The organism is Cytobacillus sp. Bva_UNVM-123 (assembly GCF_046351715.2).
In the GTDB taxonomy this organism is placed as follows: domain Bacteria; phylum Bacillota; class Bacilli; order Bacillales; family Cytobacillaceae; genus Cytobacillus.
This window is the reverse complement of the sequence record NZ_CM177772.1, coordinates 4165329-4185518: the sequence shown is the minus strand read 5'-3', so window position 1 is coordinate 4185518 and position 20190 is coordinate 4165329. Positions and strand designations below refer to the sequence as shown.

General features: G+C 37.1%; 18 protein-coding genes and 1 other annotated feature. Of the genes, 10 read left to right on the top strand and 8 right to left on the bottom strand.

The window, feature by feature from the left end; genetic code table 11:
• Positions 1–41 precede the first annotated feature (41 nt).
• The gene (locus KDN24_RS21490; protein ID WP_409974194.1) at positions 42–167 is read left to right on the top strand and encodes a hypothetical protein; all 126 of its coding nucleotides are present in this window, start codon (positions 42–44) and stop codon (positions 165–167) included.
• Positions 168–300: 133 nt separating this feature from the next.
• Positions 301–1017, top strand: coding sequence for a stationary phase survival protein SpsC (spsC, locus tag KDN24_RS21485; protein ID WP_409974345.1), 717 nt, complete (start codon positions 301–303; stop codon positions 1015–1017).
• Between the two features lie 62 nt (positions 1018–1079).
• Here the strand turns inward: spsC and KDN24_RS21480 are convergent, their stop codons facing one another.
• Together KDN24_RS21480 and KDN24_RS21475 are read right to left on the bottom strand one after the other, a co-directional pair.
• Positions 1080–1868 carry a cobalamin-binding protein gene (locus KDN24_RS21480; RefSeq protein WP_409974195.1) on the bottom strand — a complete coding sequence of 263 codons (789 nt, stop codon included), beginning with the start codon at positions 1866–1868 and terminating at the stop codon, positions 1080–1082.
• 34 nt (positions 1869–1902) lie between these two features.
• The gene (locus KDN24_RS21475; RefSeq protein ID WP_409974196.1) at positions 1903–2382 is read right to left on the bottom strand and encodes a divergent PAP2 family protein; all 480 of its coding nucleotides are present in this window, start codon (positions 2380–2382) and stop codon (positions 1903–1905) included.
• Positions 2383–2639: 257 nt separating this feature from the next.
• Between KDN24_RS21475 and KDN24_RS21470 the strand changes: the two genes are divergently transcribed.
• The gene (locus tag KDN24_RS21470; RefSeq protein ID WP_409974197.1) at positions 2640–4139 is read left to right on the top strand and encodes a leucyl aminopeptidase; all 1500 of its coding nucleotides are present in this window, start codon (positions 2640–2642) and stop codon (positions 4137–4139) included.
• 87 nt (positions 4140–4226) lie between these two features.
• Here the strand turns inward: KDN24_RS21470 and KDN24_RS21465 are convergent, their stop codons facing one another.
• The 3 genes from KDN24_RS21465 to KDN24_RS21455 are packed head-to-tail and all read right to left on the bottom strand — an operon-like array spanning position 4227 to position 8690.
• On the bottom strand, positions 4227–6038 hold the full coding sequence (locus KDN24_RS21465; protein ID WP_409974198.1) for an ABC transporter substrate-binding protein: 1812 nt from the start codon (positions 6036–6038) through the stop codon (positions 4227–4229).
• 23 nt (positions 6039–6061) lie between these two features.
• Positions 6062–7237, bottom strand: a complete 1176-nt coding sequence (locus KDN24_RS21460) for an ABC transporter permease (protein WP_409974199.1) — start codon at positions 7235–7237, stop codon at positions 6062–6064.
• Between the two features lie 4 nt (positions 7238–7241).
• The gene (locus KDN24_RS21455) at positions 7242–8690 is read right to left on the bottom strand and encodes an ABC transporter permease (protein ID WP_409974200.1); all 1449 of its coding nucleotides are present in this window, start codon (positions 8688–8690) and stop codon (positions 7242–7244) included.
• 132 nt (positions 8691–8822) lie between these two features.
• Between KDN24_RS21455 and KDN24_RS21450 the strand changes: the two genes are divergently transcribed.
• Both KDN24_RS21450 and KDN24_RS21445 read left to right on the top strand, forming a co-directional pair.
• A complete protein-coding gene (locus KDN24_RS21450; protein ID WP_409974201.1) occupies positions 8823–10553 on the top strand; it encodes an ABC transporter ATP-binding protein in 1731 nt (576 codons plus the stop codon).
• Positions 10554–10690: 137 nt separating this feature from the next.
• Positions 10691–11851 (top strand): TIGR04053 family radical SAM/SPASM domain-containing protein, encoded by a 1161-nt coding sequence (locus tag KDN24_RS21445; protein ID WP_409974202.1) that lies wholly within the window; start codon positions 10691–10693, stop codon positions 11849–11851.
• A 653-nt stretch (positions 11852–12504) separates the two neighbouring features.
• Here the strand turns inward: KDN24_RS21445 and KDN24_RS21440 are convergent.
• Positions 12505–13029, bottom strand: coding sequence for a MerR family transcriptional regulator (locus KDN24_RS21440; RefSeq protein ID WP_491348155.1), 525 nt, complete (start codon positions 13027–13029; stop codon positions 12505–12507).
• A gap of 258 nt (positions 13030–13287) precedes the next feature.
• On the opposite strand from KDN24_RS21440, the gene ald reads away from it, so the two are divergent.
• The 4 genes from ald (at position 13288) to clpP (ending at position 17671) form a co-directional block, all read left to right on the top strand.
• Positions 13288–14397, top strand: a complete 1110-nt coding sequence (gene ald, locus KDN24_RS21435) for an alanine dehydrogenase (RefSeq protein WP_409974204.1) — start codon at positions 13288–13290, stop codon at positions 14395–14397.
• A gap of 167 nt (positions 14398–14564) precedes the next feature.
• Positions 14565–14771: a binding site (T-box leader), on the top strand.
• Positions 14772–14844: 73 nt separating this feature from the next.
• Positions 14845–16275: a proline--tRNA ligase gene (gene proS, locus KDN24_RS21430; protein WP_409974205.1), complete on the top strand. Its 1431-nt coding sequence runs from the start codon at positions 14845–14847 to the stop codon at positions 16273–16275.
• Positions 16276–16347: 72 nt separating this feature from the next.
• Positions 16348–17052: a sigma-70 family RNA polymerase sigma factor gene (locus tag KDN24_RS21425; protein WP_409974206.1), complete on the top strand. Its 705-nt coding sequence runs from the start codon at positions 16348–16350 to the stop codon at positions 17050–17052.
• Positions 17053–17086: 34 nt separating this feature from the next.
• Positions 17087–17671: an ATP-dependent Clp endopeptidase proteolytic subunit ClpP gene (gene clpP / locus KDN24_RS21420; RefSeq protein WP_409974346.1), complete on the top strand. Its 585-nt coding sequence runs from the start codon at positions 17087–17089 to the stop codon at positions 17669–17671.
• Positions 17672–17707: 36 nt separating this feature from the next.
• Here the strand turns inward: clpP and KDN24_RS21415 are convergent, their stop codons facing one another.
• Together KDN24_RS21415 and KDN24_RS21410 are read right to left on the bottom strand one after the other, a co-directional pair.
• A complete protein-coding gene (locus KDN24_RS21415) occupies positions 17708–18904 on the bottom strand; it encodes an MFS transporter (protein ID WP_491348154.1) in 1197 nt (398 codons plus the stop codon).
• Positions 18905–18917: 13 nt separating this feature from the next.
• Entirely contained in the window at positions 18918–19748 is an 831-nt protein-coding gene (locus tag KDN24_RS21410) for an undecaprenyl-diphosphate phosphatase (RefSeq protein WP_409974208.1), read from the bottom strand.
• 179 nt (positions 19749–19927) lie between these two features.
• On the opposite strand from KDN24_RS21410, the gene KDN24_RS21405 reads away from it, so the two are divergent.
• Positions 19928–20161 (top strand): hypothetical protein, encoded by a 234-nt coding sequence (locus KDN24_RS21405; RefSeq protein WP_409974209.1) that lies wholly within the window; start codon positions 19928–19930, stop codon positions 20159–20161.
• The last annotated feature ends 29 nt before the right edge of the window (positions 20162–20190 follow it).

Genomic DNA, 20190 nt, shown 5'->3' with positions numbered 1-20190 from the left:
ATAAACGGGGAAGCGGCCGATATATTTGGAAAGAGGCCGATATGATCGGGAAAGCGGCCGATATAATCGTGAAAGCGGCCGATATGATCGGGAAAGCAGCCGATAAATCGGGAAAGTTGCCTGATATATTGAAAGTTTCACCAAATTTATCCATAAACCTTCGTTAAATCTAGAAAATAAACGCTAATTATTGATAGTTTTGGTAATTTTACTGCAATTTTCTAATAATATCACTCCTTTCATGAATATTTCTTTGAAAATCAGGAAATGAATATTCTTGGGAGGAGTGAAATGGAAAAAATGTCAAGAATAAAAAAATGGACAAAGCGAATAATAATGTCAACTTTATTTATTGCCGCATTGTCAACAACCTTTCAGTCTATTTCTGGTGTTGAAGCAAAATCAATTGTAGATTATTTTAACAAAGAGGACTTATGGAAAAAGGATGACTCGACTGAAGATAAATTTTTTCATAACTATAAAACAGTTGATGTCGCTCTGAAATTTTTAAAACGTGTAACTAATTTAGATTTGGAAATTTCCTCAAGTGAAGCGGTGACAGGAGAACCGCCAACATTAGAGGAGTCATTTGACTGGTCACAATATCCGGTAAAAACAGTTGTTGCCACTGGCTATACGGCTTTCTATGAATCGACCGGAAAAAATCCTGGACACCCGAGTTTTGGGATTACTTATTCAGGTGTGAAAGTGAAACGAGATTTATATTCTACTGTTGCAGCAGATTTAAATGTTTTCCCAATTGGTACGATTCTTTTTATCCCTGATTATGGTTATGGAGTTGTCGCTGATAAAGGTGGGGCCATTAAAGGGAATAAAGTCGATCTTTATTATGAAACAGTGGCAGACGTTTATAATCAATGGGGTAAAAAGACAGTTGATGTCTATGTGATTGAAATGGGCAATGGCAAGCTTACAGAAGAAGATTTGTATGCTCTAAATGAAAATGAATCTATGCAAGTTTTCCGTCAGCAATTTATTAAATCGGAAAAGAAATAAGTAAATTGAAAAAAGCAGGAAGTCTTGAAAATGGACTTCCTGCTTTTTAGATGACCAAAAATCTATTTAACAGACTTGTATGCTTCGGGATGTATGATTTTGGCTAGTTTAATGGCACCTTCTAATAAACGAGGGGAAGGTCTACAATAAAGCTCTTCTTCTAGTACGAGAATTTGCTTGTTTTTAACAGCGTTTAGCTGTAGCCAATTAGGGCGTTTATATACAGTTTCTGGTTGAACCTTTTCTTTTCTTACCCCGACCCAAGCGAGACAAATATAATCGGGATTGCGTCGATAAACATCATCCCAATCTGTTTGCACACTTGCAAGCTCAACATCATTAAATAGATTTTCAGCCCCAGCTAGTCTGCTAATTTCTGTTAGCCAATTTATTTTGCCTGGCGTAAATACGGGCTTTGGCCACCACTCCCAATAGAGAGTTGGCTTTTCTTCTATTTTTGCGGCAATTTGTCGAAGGGCTTCGATTTTTGAGCGAAATATGTTAGCTGCCTTTTGACCGGCTTCCAGTTCTCCCATTGCTTTTGCGGTAATGACTAAATCATGTTCGATGTCTAATAAGCTCTGTGGATTTAAGACGATATGGGGAATGCCACGTCTCTGTAATTCTTCGACGTTTTTTTCCATTCCCGGAACACTTAAAGAGGCAAGTACGATATCAGGTGCTAATTCTTCAACTCTATCCATATTAATTGACAAGTCAGGCCCGAGCCGAGGAAGCTCTTTTATTTTTTCAGGCCAATCTGAGTAATCATCAACTCCGACGAGCAGCTCAGTCATTCCTAAAAACTCAACAATTTCTGTATTGCTTGGGCATAATGATAGGACTCTCATTGATTTCTCCCCTTTTGAACGGATACACCAACATCTATAATGAAATAAAATAGTGAAGAGTAAGTGTTAACAAAATTCCAGTTAAACCGCCGAAAAATACTTCGATCGGTTTATGGCCGAGCAATTCCTTTAATTCTTTTCGCTTTTCATGACCTTCTTTTTTTTGCCAAACCTTTGCTTCCTCGATAATTCGATTAAAATCAGAAACGAGCTGATTAAGAACAATTGCTTGTTCCCCTGCTTGCCTACGTACTCCTGTAGCGTCAAACATCGTCACGATGGCAAAAACAGCAGATACAGCAAAAATGGGAGAATCCAATCCTGTCTCTAATGCCACGCCAGTCGAAAGGGCTGTCACTGCAGCTGAATGCGAGCTTGGCATTCCTCCGGTACTTGTCAGCAATGACCAATTTAATTTCTTCGTTGCGATAAATTGAATTGGAACTTTCACAAATTGGGCAAAAAGGATGGCTGCGATTGCAGACCAAAGGGGAAAATTCATTAGTAATTCCATGTACAAACCACCTTTTTAATATGTTCAACGCACAGAAGTACGAAAAATTTCTTATTAAAATTTGCCTTGCCGAATTTAGGCAATATGATATCTATTATTGAAGTTTCACTTTACATCCCGTTTGTTAAGATGATAATAATAAATCAATAAGAGTGCAATGTTTTTTGCCTTATTCTATTTATTTTTTAAAAGCTTAGACGCTCGAAATATTTTTCATTTTTCGTTATAATTAAACCATCTTTTATGGGGGTGACGAAATGTTTTCAGTTATGAATGAATTGAATTATGCAACAGAACATGAATGTTTAATTATCGGGCTTTATGAAAAACCGGAAAAATTCACAGGCGTTCTTGCTGAGTTAGATGAGCAATTTAACGGTCAGCTAACTGAGCTTGTAAAAAGTGGTGATCTTTCAGCAAAGAAAAAAGCAGTTGCGAAAGTACATACATTTGGAAAAATTGGTGCAAAAAGATTATATATTGTTGGATTAGGGAAAGAAAAGGAATATTCCTTTGAAATAGTACGTGAAGCATTAGGAAATACGTTTAAGGCTATTCACACGGCTAAGCTTGAAGAAGTAGCTGTTTATTTAGATTCTTTTATTTGTGAAGATGTAGACGCGCTAGATGTGGCGCATGCTGTGAGTGAAGCGTTCGCATTATCAACATACCAATTTGAAGGATATAAACAAAAGTCAAATGAACCTGAGAAAAAGATTAAGCGTATTTCTATCTATTGTAACTCCACTGATGCAGAAGAAGTAAAGGCTTCCCTTACAGTTGGTTATGCATATGGAAAGGGTACAAACTCTGCACGTACACTCGTTAATCTGCCTGGAAATATGTTGACAGCTACTGATATGGCAAACTATGCAATAGAGCTTGCAGCTAAATATGAGTTTGAAGTAGAAATATTAGAAAAAGAAGATATGTTAAAACTTGGGATGGGCGCACTTCTTGCAGTAAACCAAGGATCGACGGAGCCACCAAAAATGATCGTTCTTAAATATCAAGGAAAAGATGAATGGACAGATGTTATCGGTTTAGTTGGTAAAGGGATTACTTTTGATACAGGTGGTTATTCCATTAAACCAAAGGATGGCATTGTCGGCATGAAAGCAGATATGGGTGGAGCTGCCGCTGTACTAGGAGCCATGGAAATTATCGGTGAGCTTAAGCCAGAGCAAAACGTTGTTGCTGTTATTCCTTCCACAGACAATATGGTTAGTGGCCATGCATTCAAGCCAGATGATGTTATTACTTCGATGAGTGGCAAGACCATTGAAGTATTGAACACGGATGCCGAAGGTCGTCTTGTTCTTGCTGATGCTGTAACATATGCGAAGCATCACGGAGCAAATTATCTTGTTGATGTAGCAACATTGACAGGCGGTGTCATCATTGCACTTGGGAAAAACACAACAGGTGCATTAACGAATAATGAAGCATTATGGGAGCAAGTTCTAGAAGCATCCTATGAAGCAGGGGAACCAATTTGGCGCTTGCCTTTATTTGAAAAAGATAAACAGCGCGTTCGAAACAGCAAAATAGCTGATTTAAATAATTCACCAGGTCGTGAAGGACATGCGATTATGGGTGGTGCTTTTGTTGGTGAATTTGCTGAAGATACCCCATGGGTTCATTTAGATATTGCAGGTACTGCGACAACGAATAAGGAATATGAGCTAGGACCATCTGGTGCCACAGGGGCAATGGTTCGCACCCTCGCATTATTTGTTGAGAGATTTGAAAACTAATTAGAAAATCTTGGCATTCGCCAAGTCCTTTCGGTGAATGCCCTAGCTAAACGAAAAACTCCGGACATTTTTCCGGAGTTTTTTAGTCTATTCAGCGAAATACTTATTTAAATGCTCTTTTACTTTTTCAGGATCTGCATTTAGTTCGTTTCCTGTTTTTACGATAGGACTTACAGTGGAAACAGCTTTAATCTTCTTACCTTGATAATAGCTTAAAATTTCATCCTGATTAATGGAATAGAGGATCGCTTTCCGTAAGTCTTCACTATTAGCGACTTCACGGTTTTTCGTATTGAAAAGCAGATAGCTTACTCCGTTGCTTTCAATACTTTGAAGGCGTAGCTTACTATCGTTTGTTACAATGTCATATTTTGTTTCAGGAACACTATATAATAAATGAATTTCATTGTTACGTAATGCAGAAAGTGAGCTATCTTCATCTTTTATAAAGCGAACAATGACAGTCGCGATTTTTGGTTCGTTTTTTGTATTTTTTTGATAGCCAGGGTTTTTATAAAAAACAGCTTCATAATCATTTTTGTGTGATAAGATATATGGTCCGCTTGCAAAGAGAGTATTATTGTATTGAGCGCCCTCAGTTACTGTATTTTGGTCACCATATGGAATGTCTTTATTTACATCAAATGTTGCGACATCATATGTGTTTATACTTTCTACTTGTTTTTTTGAAACAATTCCAGCTGATTGATGAGCTAAATAGTTTAACACTTGAGGAAATGGTTCTGTTGATGTTAATTTTACGACTTGATATTTCCCTTCACGACTATTTGCTGCATTTTTGTCAGAGACAAGCTCAGCTATTTTTACTTCTAAATTTTTTTCGAGAGCATCACGTACAGTTTCATCACTGCCAGATACTTTACTATTTTCTAAAATGCTAATGTCTGTCACTAATTCAGCATGGTCAATATGCTCGTGTAGGCTGTATGTGCGATGATCGGGAACTGAATTCGGGTCCTTTGCACGGTGTAATGAAAAAATCACATCATCTGCGCCAACTCTTTCCCCAGTATCGACTGCCTTTCTATCAACGATTTTTGCAAAATTTAGATCATCTCTTAAGATAAAATAATAATCTGTATTTCCTTCTGCAATGCTAAAATTATATGTTAATGATCCTTCTGAAGCAATTTTATCATCATCTGTAAGGTTTACTAAACGTACATACATATTTGTGTTTAGCTGATTAATCGAACCATCATTCCCTTTTATCGGATCAAGAGATGTTAAGACGGAAGCGGTTTGTGTCAAGATAAGTGGGTCTGTTTCACGTTTTGTTTTATCGACAAAGTCAATGGCTTCCCAAGGCAGCGCGCGAGACTTTGGAAGTCTAATAGAATCTAAAGCGAGTACGTCTTTATTAAACGCTTGCGTTTTATAAGAAATATAAAGTGGTGCAATATAGGCTTTATCAAATACAAGACGTTGTTCTAGTTGCTTGTATGTCTCGACATATTCCTCTGGCGTCTGGGTGCTTGCCTTGTCAATGAGGTCATCAATTTCTTTGTCATTCAGAATACTATAGTCTCCTCCAGATTTGAATAAAGATCGTACTGCATAATCAGGATTCCCGGTAACGGTCGTCCAGCTGGATAATGAGATATCATAGTTTCCAGCCTCTTCCTGAGCTTTAAAGCTTCCATAGTCAGGCTGCAAATTTAGCTTAACATCAAAGCCATTTTTAACGAGCTGGTCTCGCACGATGTTTATATCAACTTCTCTGCTGCTCATTCCAAGAATTTCAATCTCGACCTTTTGATTGCTAGCCACATCTTCTTTTTTTGAATTATCCTTATTTACAACATCTGACTTTTTGTTTACACATCCAGATATGACCAATAAGAAAATAAATAGGAATGGAAAAAATTTTTTGTACATTACAACAAACCTCCTCATTTTGTTTATGAATCAAATTTCGGGTCTAGTGCATCGCGAAGACCATCTCCAAAAAAGTTAAAAGATAAAACAAGTAATATGATGGCTACACCTGGATATATGGCCAAATATGAATGGGATTCAAGGTAAGTGCTGCCGATCTTAAGAATATTGCCCCACTCTGGAATATGTGGCTCAACACCAAGTCCAAGATAGCTTAAGCTGCTTGTAGCAATAACTGCACCACCGATCGTTAATGTAGCTTTAACGATCATGGGTGCAAGTGCATTAGGAACGATATGCTTGAAAATAATTGAAAAATTCGTTGCACCTAATGCTCGTGCAGATTCAACATACTCATAATTGGCAACCATCATCACATTTGCTCGCATCGTTCGTGCATAAGTAGGAACTGCGCCAAGGCTGAGTGCTAGAATAAGTGTGACGGTGCTTGAACCAAAGGCAGTAATAATGACGATGGCTAATAAAATTCCTGGTATTGCGTATATGACATCAAGCAAGCGCATAATGACATGATCAGTTCTCTGACCGTAATAGCCTGATAAAGCGCCAAGAATTCCACCGACAATCAATGGAAAAGCAGTAGAAAGAAATCCGACAATAAGTGATATACGTGCTCCGAAAATAATGCGAGAGAATAAATCTCTTCCGAAATCATCTGTTCCAAACGGATAGGCTAGGCTAGGAGTCTGAAGGATGGCACTGTAATTATTTTCTACAGCCATACTATAGTCGAATGTTCCATAGCTAATGATAGAAATAGAAAAAACAAAAATAATAAAAAATAAACCGAGCATGGCAGTTGGATTGTTCGTGATTTTTAACCAAATAATAGTCCAAGTCCGCAATACGGAATAGTGATATCGTTGATTTCTTGACAGTAAGTTTAAGCTAATGATGAAGGCAAAGAGATTTCCTGTTAGTGCAGTGAGCAAAAGCGGAATGGATAAATAAATTAACCACTTTGGAACTTGCTCTTTTACATATTTCGCAATAAAAATAAAGATAAAAAGCTGAAAGAAAAATACGCCAATAAGTGCTGTCATTGTAACGGGAAAAAGATCTGTTACGTAAGGCTTAAACAAATTTAGCGCTGAAATTCCGATCATGCCTATTTGCGTAAGAAGCATATAAACAGAAAGGATAAATTCGGGTGTTTTTTTCTTTTTAATATTTGGCATAGCCTCACCTAATGGATTGATTTTTAATTTTTGTTCTTATTCGTGGGTCAAAAAAGGTATAGGAAATGTCAATGAATAAATTAATAATTGAGATTGTAATCGCAATATAGACAACTCCACCTAAAATACTTGGAATATCGGGTATAAGCTGTTTCTCTACGATAAAACTGCCAATACCACTAATATTAAATACCCTTTCTGTAACTGCAGTACCTCCCACCATTGCGCCAAACAAGAGCCCAATGACAGTGATTACAGGAATCATTGCGTTCCCAACAGCATGCCTCCAAAGCACATGACTACTACTTAAGCCTTTCGCTTTTGCGGTGATAATATAATCTTCATGAATAATTTCCAGCATAGATGAACGCATCATTCTAGCGATAGATGCTGTCAGCCCTGTTCCAAGGACAATAATTGGCATAATAATAGACAACCAGTTTTGTGGATTAAAAGTAGCAGGTAACCATTGTAATTTTATTGAGAAATTTAGAATAAAGATGAGCCCTTGCCAAAAATTTGGAATCGATAGACCGATTAAAGCTATGAACATAAATGTGTAATCAAATAATGAATTTCGTTTGATTGCCGAAATAATTCCAATTGGTATTGCGATCACAATGGCGAAAATAAGCGAAATAACAGTAATAATCAAGGTTATTGGAAGCTTTCTGAGAATGCTGGAAACAACATCTTCATTTCCAAAAAAGGAACTCCCGAGGTTAAAGGTCGCAATCCCTTTAATGGCATTCCATAATTGAACGAAATATGGTTGATCAAGTCCATACAATTGATTAAAAGCAGCAATCTGTTCTTTCGTTGCTGTCTCTCCAAGAATGTGTGCAGCTGGATCAAAGGGCGATACATATAAAATTGAAAACACGATAAGCACAACACCAATAATGACGAATACACTCATGATGAGCCTCTCAAATATATATTTGAGATAAGGATTTTGGAATAAAAATATTAGTAAATACATAGGTAAACTAGGAATTAAAGTAATAAAAAAGAAAGCTTGATTTGAAAGTAAAGACTGAAATGTTTCAGTATATGTTACTCTTGTCGTCCCTTGTTGCTCAAGCTTCTCAAAAAGTGTTTGATTCAGTTTTTCTTCTGCCCATTTCTCCGCTTGAAGGTTCAATTTTTTTTCAACAATCTTTTCCTTGAAAAAAATCTGTTTTCTAATGAATTGTTCCTTATATTCATTTATTAATTCCTTTTTATAGCCAGAAGCTAGTAAAGCTTGCCTAGCTTCTTTAAGCTTGAAAGAAAACCCATCCTTTTTCTTGTTGTAAAAATAAATAAAAAACACAACAAAGTGTAAAGGGAAGCCAACGAAGATAAGTAACCATTTATAAGCTGGCTGAAGCTGAATAATTCGGTATGATTCATAAAGTTCAAGAGCCAATTCAAAACGCTTGTTTTGCTTGTTCGTTTTTACTAAGAGCAATCATTAAGACTCCTTTATTCTAAAATTATATTATTCCGATGTGTATAGTATACTTTATCAAATATATAATGATTGTCAATATTTTTATTTTTTGTTAATTCAATGAAAAATACGAACGGGTAGGTGAAGAGCTTGGAGCCTATTTTAATGGTGAAAAATTTACGGGTTTCTTTTTTAAATGGAGGACAACATATTGAGGCTGTTAAAGGGATCAGCTTTGAAGTAAGAAAAGGGGAAACATTTGGGATCGTTGGGGAATCTGGCAGTGGAAAAAGTGTGACGGCACGAACGATTTTACAGCTGCTTCCTTCGCCACCATCTTATCTGAAAGATGGTGAAATATTTTTTCTCGGTGAAAACCTTTCTTTAAAAACAGAAAAGGAAATGGAGAAAATTCGTGGCCGTGATATCGGAATGATTTTTCAAGATCCGATGACCTCGTTAAATCCAACAATGCGGGTTGGAAAGCAAATAACCGAGAGTTTAATGAAACATCAGCACTTATCTAAAAAGCTAGCGCGGAACGAAGCACTTGAATTATTAAAATTAGTTGGGATTCGTAATTTTGAGACACGCTATCATCAATATCCCCATGAACTTTCAGGAGGAATGAGACAGCGTGTCATGATTGCCATTGCTTTAGCTTGTCAGCCCGCATTACTCATTGCCGATGAGCCAACAACGGCATTGGATGTAACGATTCAAGAGCAAATATTGAATTTGATGAGGCATATGCAGGAGCGATTTGGCACATCCATTATATTAATTACTCATGATCTCGGTGTTGTTGCTAAGTTATGTGATCGAGTTGCTGTGATGAAAAATGGAGAGATTGTAGAGACAGGATCGACGGAAGAAATTTTTCATAAAGCTCAACATCCCTATACGCTTAATCTATTAAATGCTCTTCCACGACTGGACAAGAAAAAAGAAAAGAAGTTGAATTCATTTCATTCACCTTCAGAATCAAATAGTATTCCCTTGCTTGAGGTAAAATCCTTAAAGAAATATTTTCATCTCGGAAATGGCGATGTTCTAAAAGCTGTTGATAATATTAGTTTTCATATTCAACAAGGAGAAACGTTAGGGCTTGTCGGAGAATCAGGGTCTGGTAAATCTACGATAGGGAGAACAATCTTGAGGCTGCATGAACCAACTGCAGGCGAAGTTCTATTCGAAGGGATTTCCATGAATCAATTGTCGCCAAAAGAGCTAAAGCGGATGCGACGTCATATGCAAATTGTTTTTCAAGATCCATACGCTTCATTGAATCCACGAATAAAAGTGCTAGATATTATTGGAGAAGCTTTAGATATTCACGGACTTAGTTTGAGTAGGGAGAAACGAAAACAAAGGGTGGAAGAATTACTTGAACTAGTTGGACTTGACCATACTCATTCAGCACGTTATCCGCATGAATTTTCCGGTGGGCAGAGACAGCGGATTGGGATTGCACGTGCATTAGCTGTTGAACCTAGATTTATTGTTTGTGATGAAGCCCTTTCTGCTCTTGATGTATCCATACAAGCACAAATTGTAAAATTATTAGAAGAGCTTCAACAACGGCTTGGCTTAACTTATTTATTTATTGCTCATGATTTGTCAATGGTAAAACATTTATGTGATCGAGTTGTCGTCATGTATGGAGGGAAAATGGTCGAGATAGCTGAAAGTGAAGAGCTTTACGAGAATCCTCATCATGAATACACGAAGACATTGCTATCAGCCATTCCTATACCTGATCCGCAATATAAGCTAAAGAAGAACAATGTTGTCTTTGAAGAAGATTCATTTGCAGATAAGTATAATTTACAACAATCGACACTTGTAGAAATAACAAAGGGGCATTGGGTAGCCATGTAAAAATAAAGCCTATTATAGGTAAACAGCATTTTTTTCTATTTTTGTAGATAGTTTGTAACAATTTTACCGAGCATGTGTATGTATCAAATTTATAATGGATTTAGAATGAGAAAAATTATAGAAAATTGGTGATGAACATGCGCGGTAAAGGACATCCTCATGGAATGGGAGCAGCAATTGATTATAATGAAAATCCATTTATCGTTATTTGGGAAGTAACGAGAGCTTGTCAGCTTAAATGTATTCATTGTAGAGCAGATGCCCAGCTTAAGCCGGATCCGAATGAATTAAGCAATGAAGAAGGCTTTAAATTAATCGATCAAATATATGAAATGAATAACCCGATGCTTGTATTTACGGGTGGCGATTGTATGATGAGAGCAGACCTTTATGAGCTTGCTGATTACGCAGTGAAGAAAGGCATGCGTGTATCGATGACGCCAAGTGCAACAGATAACGTAACGAAGGAAAGAATGAAGAAAGCAAAGGAAGTTGGCTTATCTAGATGGGGATTTAGTCTCGATGGTCCAACACCTGAAATTCATGATCATTTTAGAGGAACACCAGGTTCTTTTGACCTAACAATAGAAAAAATTAAATATTTAAATGAACTAGAAATGCCTCTGCAAATTAACACCGTTATATCAAAGTATAATTATGATCATCTTGAACAAATGGCTGAACTCGTTAAAGATTTAAAAGCAATCATGTGGTACATTTTTTTACTTGTTCCAACAGGAAGAGGCCAACAAGATGCATGTTTAACACCTGTAGAACATGAGAAAGTATTCAGATGGCTATATGAGCTAGGAAAAACAGCGCCATTCGATATTAAAACAACGGCTGCTCAGCACTACCGAAGAGTCGTTCTTCAGGAAAAAGTGAGAGAGCATAAGCTAGATAAAGAAATTATTCGCTATGAAGACACGATCACAAAAGACCACGCCTCTGTCATTGATGGACTAAAACGTGCGCCAAAAGGAGTAAATGACGGAAACGGTTTTATCTTCGTTTCACATACAGGCGATGTATATCCAAGTGGACTGTTACCAATTAAAGTTGGAAATGTAAGAGAGACACCTTTAAAAGAAATCTATCGTGAATCACCAGTCCTCAAACAGCTGCGCAATCCAGATTTATATAAAGGAAAATGCGGGGTTTGTGAATACCGTTTCGTCTGTGGAGGTTCCCGTTCGAGAACATATGCAGTAACAGGCGACTATTTAGAAAGTGAACCATACTGTGTGTACATTCCAACTGCCTTACGTAGTAAAAAGGATTTAACGGTTAATCTATAAATGGATAGGTTGTAGCCCCTCGAATTTGAGGGGTTTTTCTTATTTATTGAAGAATAGAGATACTATGTCTTTGAAAATCGGAGAAGGTTAGCAACCGGGAATCAGTTTCCATCTTGATTCCCGAAAAAGAAGAAAGAGCTAGCAATCGGGAATCAACTCCCCATATTGATTCCCGAAAAAGAAGAAAGAGCTAGCAATCGGGAATCAACTCCCCATATTGATTCCCGAAAAAGAAGAAAGAGCTAGCGATTGGTAATCAGTTTCCCATATTGATTCCCGAAAAAAGAGAAAGAGCTAGCAACTGGGAATCAATTCCCCATATTGATTCCCGAAAAAGAGGAAAGAGCTAGCGATTAGGAATCAGTTCCCCATATTGATTCCCGAAAAAGGAGAAAGGGTTAGCAACCGGTAATCAATCCCCCATTTTGATTCCCGAAAAAGGAGAAAGAGCTAGCAATCGGTAATCAACTCCCCATTTTGATTCCCGAAAAACTAGAGAAGGTTAACAACCGGGAATCAAATCAACCGTCGTCTCCGAAAAAGCAATCTGGATGTAGATTAAGTAAAGCCTCGCCACTCATTTTGGTATCAAAAGCTGTCGGCAAAAAAACGAAAGTAAATAACTAAAAAAGCAGCTTCATGAGAGGCTGCTTTTAAAATCCAAATAGGGAACTAATAATATTTTTCTTTTTTAATTTTCGATTTGGCTTCTTTTTATCAAATATAATTACATTTTCGTCCGTTTTGGAATGTATCATTTCGTTTTGAATTAATTGCAAGCTTTCAATCCGTTCCGTTAATTTTAATACGTCATTTTGCAAATCTTCAATTTCACGTCGATGCTGCAAAAGCTGGTAGGATACAACCCCATCTGCTTTTTGGGTAATGGTATGCTCTATTAATTCGATTTTCGCTAGAAGATCGTTCATTCCGTCAGTGTTTACTGGAGTGTTTAATTTGCCTTTGCGGACTTTTTTCTTTTTGATAGTCACATCTTGTAAAATGATACCGTTATTGATTTGTTCCTGAACATTTTTTAGAAGGGTGATATCCTCCTCTGTAAAAATGTAATGCCCGAGTTCATTCCGTTCCATATCCAAATCAAGCTGTTTCACCCAACGCTGAATCGTGCTTGGTGAAACCTTCAACAACTTTGCAACCGTAGCTGTATTCAACACGCTCCCTCCTTTTTAAGAAGAATTCTCTCTCTGATTTCTGATTCCTTCCTGTCTGACAAAACAAGTTGCCATTCGGCAAAGAAAGTGGATTTCTTACAACTTTCCTAAAAGAAGTTGAAATTGAAAATGAATGGAATAATAGATAGGAAATAGCATAGTGTATATTTAGTGCTATGATTGACGTTCATAACGCTATAATTTATTATTATAGAGTAAATAGTTTTAAAATAATGGAATATTTTGTAGGGGGTAGTTTCAATGATTATTGGTGTTCCAAAGGAAATTAAGAATAATGAAAATCGGGTGGCAATGACTCCTGCTAGTGTGTATACCCTTGTTAATGCTGGTCATCAAGTTTTAATTGAAACAGGAGCAGGTGTTGGTAGCGGATTTTCGAATGAAGATTATAAAGAAGTAGGAGCAGAAATTGTTTCGTCTGCATCTGATGCATGGGCAGCAGAAATGGTTATGAAAGTAAAAGAACCATTAGAATCAGAATATACATATTTCCGTGAAGGATTAGTCTTATTTACTTACTTGCATTTAGCAGCTGAGCCAGAATTAACAAAGGCTTTAGTTGAAAAAGGTGTTACAGCTGTTGCTTATGAGACAGTTGAATTGAATCGCACATTGCCATTGCTTACTCCAATGAGTGAAGTGGCTGGACGGATGGCAACGCAAATTGGTGCACAGTTTTTACAAAAAACAAATGGAGGCAAAGGAATCTTGTTAGCAGGCGTTCCTGGCGTTAATCGTGGGAAAGTAACAATCGTTGGTGGCGGCGTTGTTGGAATCAATGCTGCAAAAATGGCGATTGGATTAGGTGCGAAAGTAACGATTATTGATTTAAGCCCAGAACGTCTTCGCCAGCTTGATGATATTTTTGGAGACAGCATTCAAACATTGATGTCTAATCCATTTAATATTGCACAATCTGTAAAGGAAAGTGACCTTGTTGTCGGAGCGGTTCTCATTCCAGGAGCAAAAGCACCGAAGCTTGTGACAGAGGAAATGGTTAAAACAATGTCTCCTGGCTCAGTTGTTGTTGATGTGGCAGTTGACCAAGGTGGAATTTTTGAAACAGTTGACCATATTACAACACACGACAATCCAACTTATGAAAAGCATGGCGTTGTTCATTATGCAGTTGCGAATATGCCTGGGGCTGTTCCTAGAACATCGACAATTGCTTTAACAAATGTTACCATCCCATATGCATTACAAATTGCAAATAAGGGTGTTAAAAAAGCAGTTGAGGATAATGCTGCATTATTACGAGGTGTAAACGTAGTAAATGGAAATGTAACATATGAGGCAGTTGCTAAAGATCTTGGCTACAATTATGTGCCAGTTGAGCAAGCTTGGTAATAAATGATAGTGATCCCGTTTTGCATATTGTTGCAAAAGGGGATTTTTGAAATAAAAGGAAAGTAGATGTTTAATAGCGTACTAAAATGACTAATTTAGTATGAAGAATACGTTTAAATAAGAATATTGACAAACGATCCTAAAATTTATATAATTTCAAAAAAATAACTTAAACTTTGAAGAGGAATAGTAAGGCAAACTTAGTTTATTCTAGAGAGGGAACAAATGCTGAAAGTTCCTATAAACAGTTGCTTGAACCTGCCTCTGAGTTCTGTATCGATTGAAGAATACAGCGGATATACATCCGATATCATGAAATAAGTGTAAAGCTTTGCTTTGAATTAGGGTGGTACCGCCAGGCCTTGGTCCCTATTTTGGAGCGAGGCTTTTTTATTTTTTATAGGTAAAAAACGAGAATGAACCAATCTTAAAGAAGAGGTGTTAAACATGGGAAAAGAATTTGTTAAAGATATTACAGATATGGAGGAAGACTTTGGACAATGGTACACAGACGTTGTCACAAAAGCTGATTTAATTGATTATTCTAGTGTTCGAGGATCAATGATTATCCGTCCTTACGGCTTTGCTCTTTGGGAAAATATTAAAAATGAGCTTGATTTTCGTATTAAAGAAACAGGTCATGAAAATGTTTATATGCCATTGTTTATACCTGAAAGCTTATTGCAAAAGGAAAAGGATCATATTGAGGGATTTGCACCAGAAGTTGCATGGGTTACACATGGGGGTACAGAGGAATTAACAGAGCGCTTATGTGTGCGCCCAACTTCTGAGGTACTCTTCTGTGAGCATTATAAGAATATTATCCATTCATATCGGGATTTGCCAAAGCTCTACAATCAGTGGGCAAATGTTGTAAGATGGGAGAAGACGACACGTCCATTTCTTCGGACGTTAGAATTTTTATGGCAGGAAGGCCATACTTGCCATGCAACAGATGAAGAAGCACTTGAGGAAACGATTAAGATGCTTGAAGTATATGCAGATGTTTGTGAGAATGTGTTGGCCATTCCCGTCATAAAAGGGCAGAAAACGGAGAAAGAAAAATTCGCTGGTGCGAAATATACATATACGATAGAAAGCATCATGCATGATGGAAAAGCATTGCAATCAGGAACCTCTCACCATTTAGGAGATGGTTTTGCCAAAGCCTTTGGCATTCAATATACAGATAAAGATGGAAAGCTTCAATATGTTCAGCAAACATCATGGGGCTTCACGACACGAATTATCGGGGCAATGATCATGGTGCATGGAGATCAGAGAGGTCTCGTTATTCCGCCAAAAGCTGCGCCAATTCAAGTCATGATTGTACCGATCGCTCAGCATAAAGAAGGGGTTCTCGATTATGCTTACGAGTTAAAGAAGTCCTTATCTCAAGTAGTAAGAGTGGATATTGATGCGAGTGATAAAAAACCTGGATGGAAATTTAATGAATATGAAATGAAGGGCATACCACTACGGTTAGAAGTGGGTCCTAAGGATATTGAAAATAAACAAGTCGTGCTTGTTAGAAGAGATTCAGGTGAAAAGATTGTCGTAGCAATTGAACAGTTAGAAACGCAAATTATTAATGTTTTAGAAGATATTCAACAACAATTGTTTGAAAAGGCTAAACAAAATCGTCAGCAAAAAACATATACTGCTAAGAGCTTTGCTGAATTTAAAGAAATTTTTCAAACGAAAACAGGATTTGTTCAAGCAATGTGGTGTGGAGATCAAAGCTGTGAGGATAAAATAAAAGAGGAGACAGGTGCTACTTCAAGATGTATTCCTTTTGAGCAAAGTAAGCTAGGCAATACATGTGTAGTTTGTGAAAAAGAAGCTGATCAGCTTGTTTATTGGGCAAAAGCATATTAATTGATCATTTTTATTTAACCCGTATCTTTCTGGACTTTTCATCCGTTTTAAAGGTAGGAAGGTGTGAAAGGAGTGAGTAAAAAAATGAATGGCAAACTAAGCGAAAAGAACAAGCAGTATGAAGAAATGAATGACAATCTATTTATAGAGCTTTATCCAGGGCTTTTCCGATATTGCTGTTTTCTCTCCAAAAATAAATGGGACGGGGAAGATATCGCCCAAGAAGCCATTTTAAAGGCTATCAAGCATTATCGGAGTCATCATAAACTGAGTGCCGCATTACTGAATAAAATTGCTTATCATCATTGGATTGATACACTTCGCAAACGAAAGCAAGAAGCGAATGAAGAAGAGTCTGAAGTCAATTCTGTGAAAGAGCCGACCATTATCGAAACGGTTGAAAAGCTTATCCAACGTTTTACGCCGAAGCAAGCGGTGATTTTCATGCTTAAAGAAGCATTTCAATATAAAGCAAATGAAATTGCTGAACTGCTTGAGATTTCAGAAACAGCGGTGAAAAGCAGTTTGCATCGAGCAAAAAAACGGCTGACAGAAAATCACGCTTATGATGTAGCACCTTTTTGGAGTGATGAAGAATATAACATACTTCCAGTGCTTTTTTATGAATCATTACTGGCACAAGATCCGTCAGTCTTAATAAAGGCACTGCCTGCTATTCATTCTATTTCTAATGAATCTTTCGTTCCAAAGCTTATGAGTCGCCAATCAAAAAGTTTACAAAGCACTCCTGCAACCATCCTTTCTATGGCAGCATAGCCAATTAAAATGGAAAGAGAGGTCGTTTATGTTTATGAGTACAATCCCTTATGTGATTGAACAATCGGGGCGTGGAGAACGTTCATATGATATTTACTCTCGTCTTTTAAAAGATCGGATTATTATGATTGGGGAAGAAATTACCGATCATTTGGCAAATAATGTCGTGGCACAATTATTGTTGTTAGCTGCAGAAGATCCAGATAAAGATATCTCGTTATATATTAATAGTCCAGGCGGCTCCACTTCGGCAGGCTTTGCTATTTTTGATACGATGCAATTTATTAAACCTGATGTAAGAACAATATGTACTGGCATGGCGGCATCTTTTGGAGCTATGCTCCTGCTTGCTGGGACGAAAGGAAAGCGGTATGCACTGCCGAATAGTGAAATTATGCTTCATCAGCCACTTGGAGGAGCACGTGGGCAAGCGACAGAGATCGAAATTTCTGCTCGAAGGATATTAAAGCTTAGAGATCATATAAATGAGATTGTCTCTGAGCGAACAGGTCAGCCAGTGGAAAAAATAGCCGAAGATTCAGACCGCGACTTTTTTATGAGTGCTGTAGAAGCAAAGGAATATGGGATAGTAGATGAAATTTTAATTCCAAAACGATAATGGGCTAGAAAAAAATCTTGACCAAGTAAAAGTTGGTCAAGATTTTTTTTGTACTAATTTAACATATCCGTAGATGGCAGAACATAGTAATAATAAACCCGAGAAGAGATAGACAAATCTCGCACTAATCAGGTCAACTAGCAAGCCGATAATAAAGACTGATAAGCTAAATACGGCTTGATTGATCGTTGCCTTTGAAGCTAAATATTTGCCTAAAACATCTTTATCAATGGTGTTTTGGATAAATGTATTTTGGGCAATATCTCTAATCTGATAAAGTGGGCCCATTAAGATAACTAATAGTAAAGCAATAAATGGAACACTAACGAAAGAGTAGATAATGGTTAAGATTGCCACTCCGATAGAACCGATAATAATCGATGTCACTAGTGATTTATGAATATATTTTGATAGCTTCCATACTAAAATACCACCAATAATCGTGCCCGCATAGTAGGCAGAATTAATATACCCCCACCATTTTTCATCCTGTCCTAAAGCTTCTTGAACGAAGACAAGAGTTACAGCACCAATCCAAATACTGCCTCCAAATAATTCGATTATGTCCATTTTCGTAATCGTGCTTAATGTCGGGTGCTTGAAAACGATCTTCCAGCCTTCTTTTAAAGTATCAAATTTACTTTTATGTTCCTTCTGTTTAATGGTCTGTGCTTTCGTTTTTAAAAAAAACAAAGAGATAATCGAAATGAGCAGCAAGGCAATCGTTATCAAGATGACGTTAAAATGGCCAAAATAAACAATAAGTGCACCACCAGCAGACCAGCCAAGCAATAATAAAGTTTGGTCAGTTGTTGATAAAATACTGTTAGCATTGACCAACTTATCTTTCGACACAATTTCCGGAATTAACGCACTCCTTGATGGAGTTGTCCACCCATTAAAGAAAGAAATAAGCGCCAAAAGCAATAGTAGTAAAATATAGTTTATTGGACTCGGAATGAAATATAACGTAATGATGATACATGCATATATGATTAATTGACTAGCTTGAGATAATAATAGAATCCTTTTTAATGAATGTTTTTCCATCATGAGCGGAACGGTTGATCCGCTCATTAATTGTGAAAGCATGCTAATGATTGTTACGGCTGACGCGAAGGTCGCAGAATTTGTTTCCTGATAAAGGAATGTAATGATTGTCATTGTATAAAGAGAATAGGCCAATTTAGTAGAAGATTGGCTTATTAATAAATAATAGAACGGAAAAGACAAAATTTCACCTCTACTAACCTAATTTTGACGCAAAGAAGAGTAATAGGGTACCGACAACGAAACAATAGTACGCAAAATATTTTAAATTCCCTTTCGCCATAATCCCCATAAACCATCTCATTGCAAAGTATGTCATGAATAATGTAGCAATAAAGGCAACGATATAGGGCATTGCTAGAGTGCCAATGTCAGGACTGTTTATTAAGTCTGAAATCCCTAAAATCATTCCTCCGAGACTAATAGGAATATAAAGCATAAATGAAAATCGCAAAGCAGTATCTTGCTTCATCCCCATTGCAATGGAAGTAATGACGGTTGCACCTGAACGGCTAATCCCAGGTATAAGAGCAACCGCTTGTGCTAATCCAACAATCAATGCATCTTTAAAGGATAAATCACCATCTCTTTTAACACCTCGAAGATTGCGAATTAGCCATAGAGCTACACCAGTAACGAGTAAAGTGGCCCCGATCGTATAAGGAGATGTGAAATATTCAGCAATTACATCATTGAATAGAACACCTAATATAGCAGCTGGAATTGTTCCAATGATAATATACAAAACGAACATAAAATCAGATTTGCCTTCTTCTTTTTTCGCAAACATAAATTGCCATGTATTGACGATTAATCGTTTTATATCCTCGCGAAAGATAAAACAAATAGCGATGAGTGAGGCAGTATTCGTTAAAATTTCAAAGGTTAATCCTCTCTGTTCGACGCCTAATAGTTTTTGTCCAATAATCACATGTCCGCTTGAGGAAACGGGGATAGGTTCTGTAAAGCCTTGAATTAATCCTAAAATAAAATATTTAAAGATTGTTACTAATTCTGCAAAATCCATAAATTAAGCCTCCAAAATTGTAATTCCTTCCTAACTACTATAACGTAAAAATCTTAAAAAAAGTTCCATAAACATAAAAAGCTTACTTTTCTTCCCGAACTAATTTGCTTGTTGCCCACTCAAAACATTATCAAATTGCATATGAAGAAGTATAAGAATATGATTAGGAGGTTACCCACATGTATTATTATCGCGGGATGCAACCTGTGCCAGTAGTTGGACCGGATGAAAGGGGTTTTTTTCTTTTCGCTCCATTTGTTGGTGGCTTACTCGGTGGTTTACTGGGTGGGGGGATTGGAGCTGCTTTGGCGTCTCGTCCATTTTATGGCGTTCCATATGCCTATCCACCACCATATTTTCCAGGCCCAGGACCTTTCGGACCGTATTCACCATATGGATATGGCTTCTACTAAGTTTAATCACTTGCTTCAAAAATAAATGC

Bases quoted from the DNA above. Each gene is read 5' to 3' on its own strand.
- clpP (WP_409974346.1), top strand. From the start codon at position 17,087: ATGAGTACAATCCCTTATGTGATTGAACAATCGGGGCGTGGAGAACGT.
- KDN24_RS21480 (WP_409974195.1), bottom strand. From the start codon at position 1,868: ATGAGAGTCCTATCATTATGCCCAAGCAATACAGAAATTGTTGAGTTT.
- KDN24_RS21465 (WP_409974198.1), bottom strand. From the start codon at position 6,038: ATGTACAAAAAATTTTTTCCATTCCTATTTATTTTCTTATTGGTCATA.
- KDN24_RS21460 (WP_409974199.1), bottom strand. From the start codon at position 7,237: ATGCCAAATATTAAAAAGAAAAAAACACCCGAATTTATCCTTTCTGTT.
- KDN24_RS21470 (WP_409974197.1), top strand. From the start codon at position 2,640: ATGTTTTCAGTTATGAATGAATTGAATTATGCAACAGAACATGAATGT.
- KDN24_RS21410 (WP_409974208.1), bottom strand. From the start codon at position 19,748: ATGGATTTTGCAGAATTAGTAACAATCTTTAAATATTTTATTTTAGGA.
- spsC (WP_409974345.1), top strand. From the start codon at position 301: ATGTCAAGAATAAAAAAATGGACAAAGCGAATAATAATGTCAACTTTA.
- KDN24_RS21445 (WP_409974202.1), top strand. From the start codon at position 10,691: ATGCGCGGTAAAGGACATCCTCATGGAATGGGAGCAGCAATTGATTAT.
- KDN24_RS21490 (WP_409974194.1), top strand. From the start codon at position 42: ATGATCGGGAAAGCGGCCGATATAATCGTGAAAGCGGCCGATATGATC.
- KDN24_RS21405 (WP_409974209.1), top strand. From the start codon at position 19,928: ATGTATTATTATCGCGGGATGCAACCTGTGCCAGTAGTTGGACCGGAT.
- KDN24_RS21475 (WP_409974196.1), bottom strand. From the start codon at position 2,382: ATGGAATTACTAATGAATTTTCCCCTTTGGTCTGCAATCGCAGCCATC.
- proS (WP_409974205.1), top strand. From the start codon at position 14,845: ATGGGAAAAGAATTTGTTAAAGATATTACAGATATGGAGGAAGACTTT.
- ald (WP_409974204.1), top strand. From the start codon at position 13,288: ATGATTATTGGTGTTCCAAAGGAAATTAAGAATAATGAAAATCGGGTG.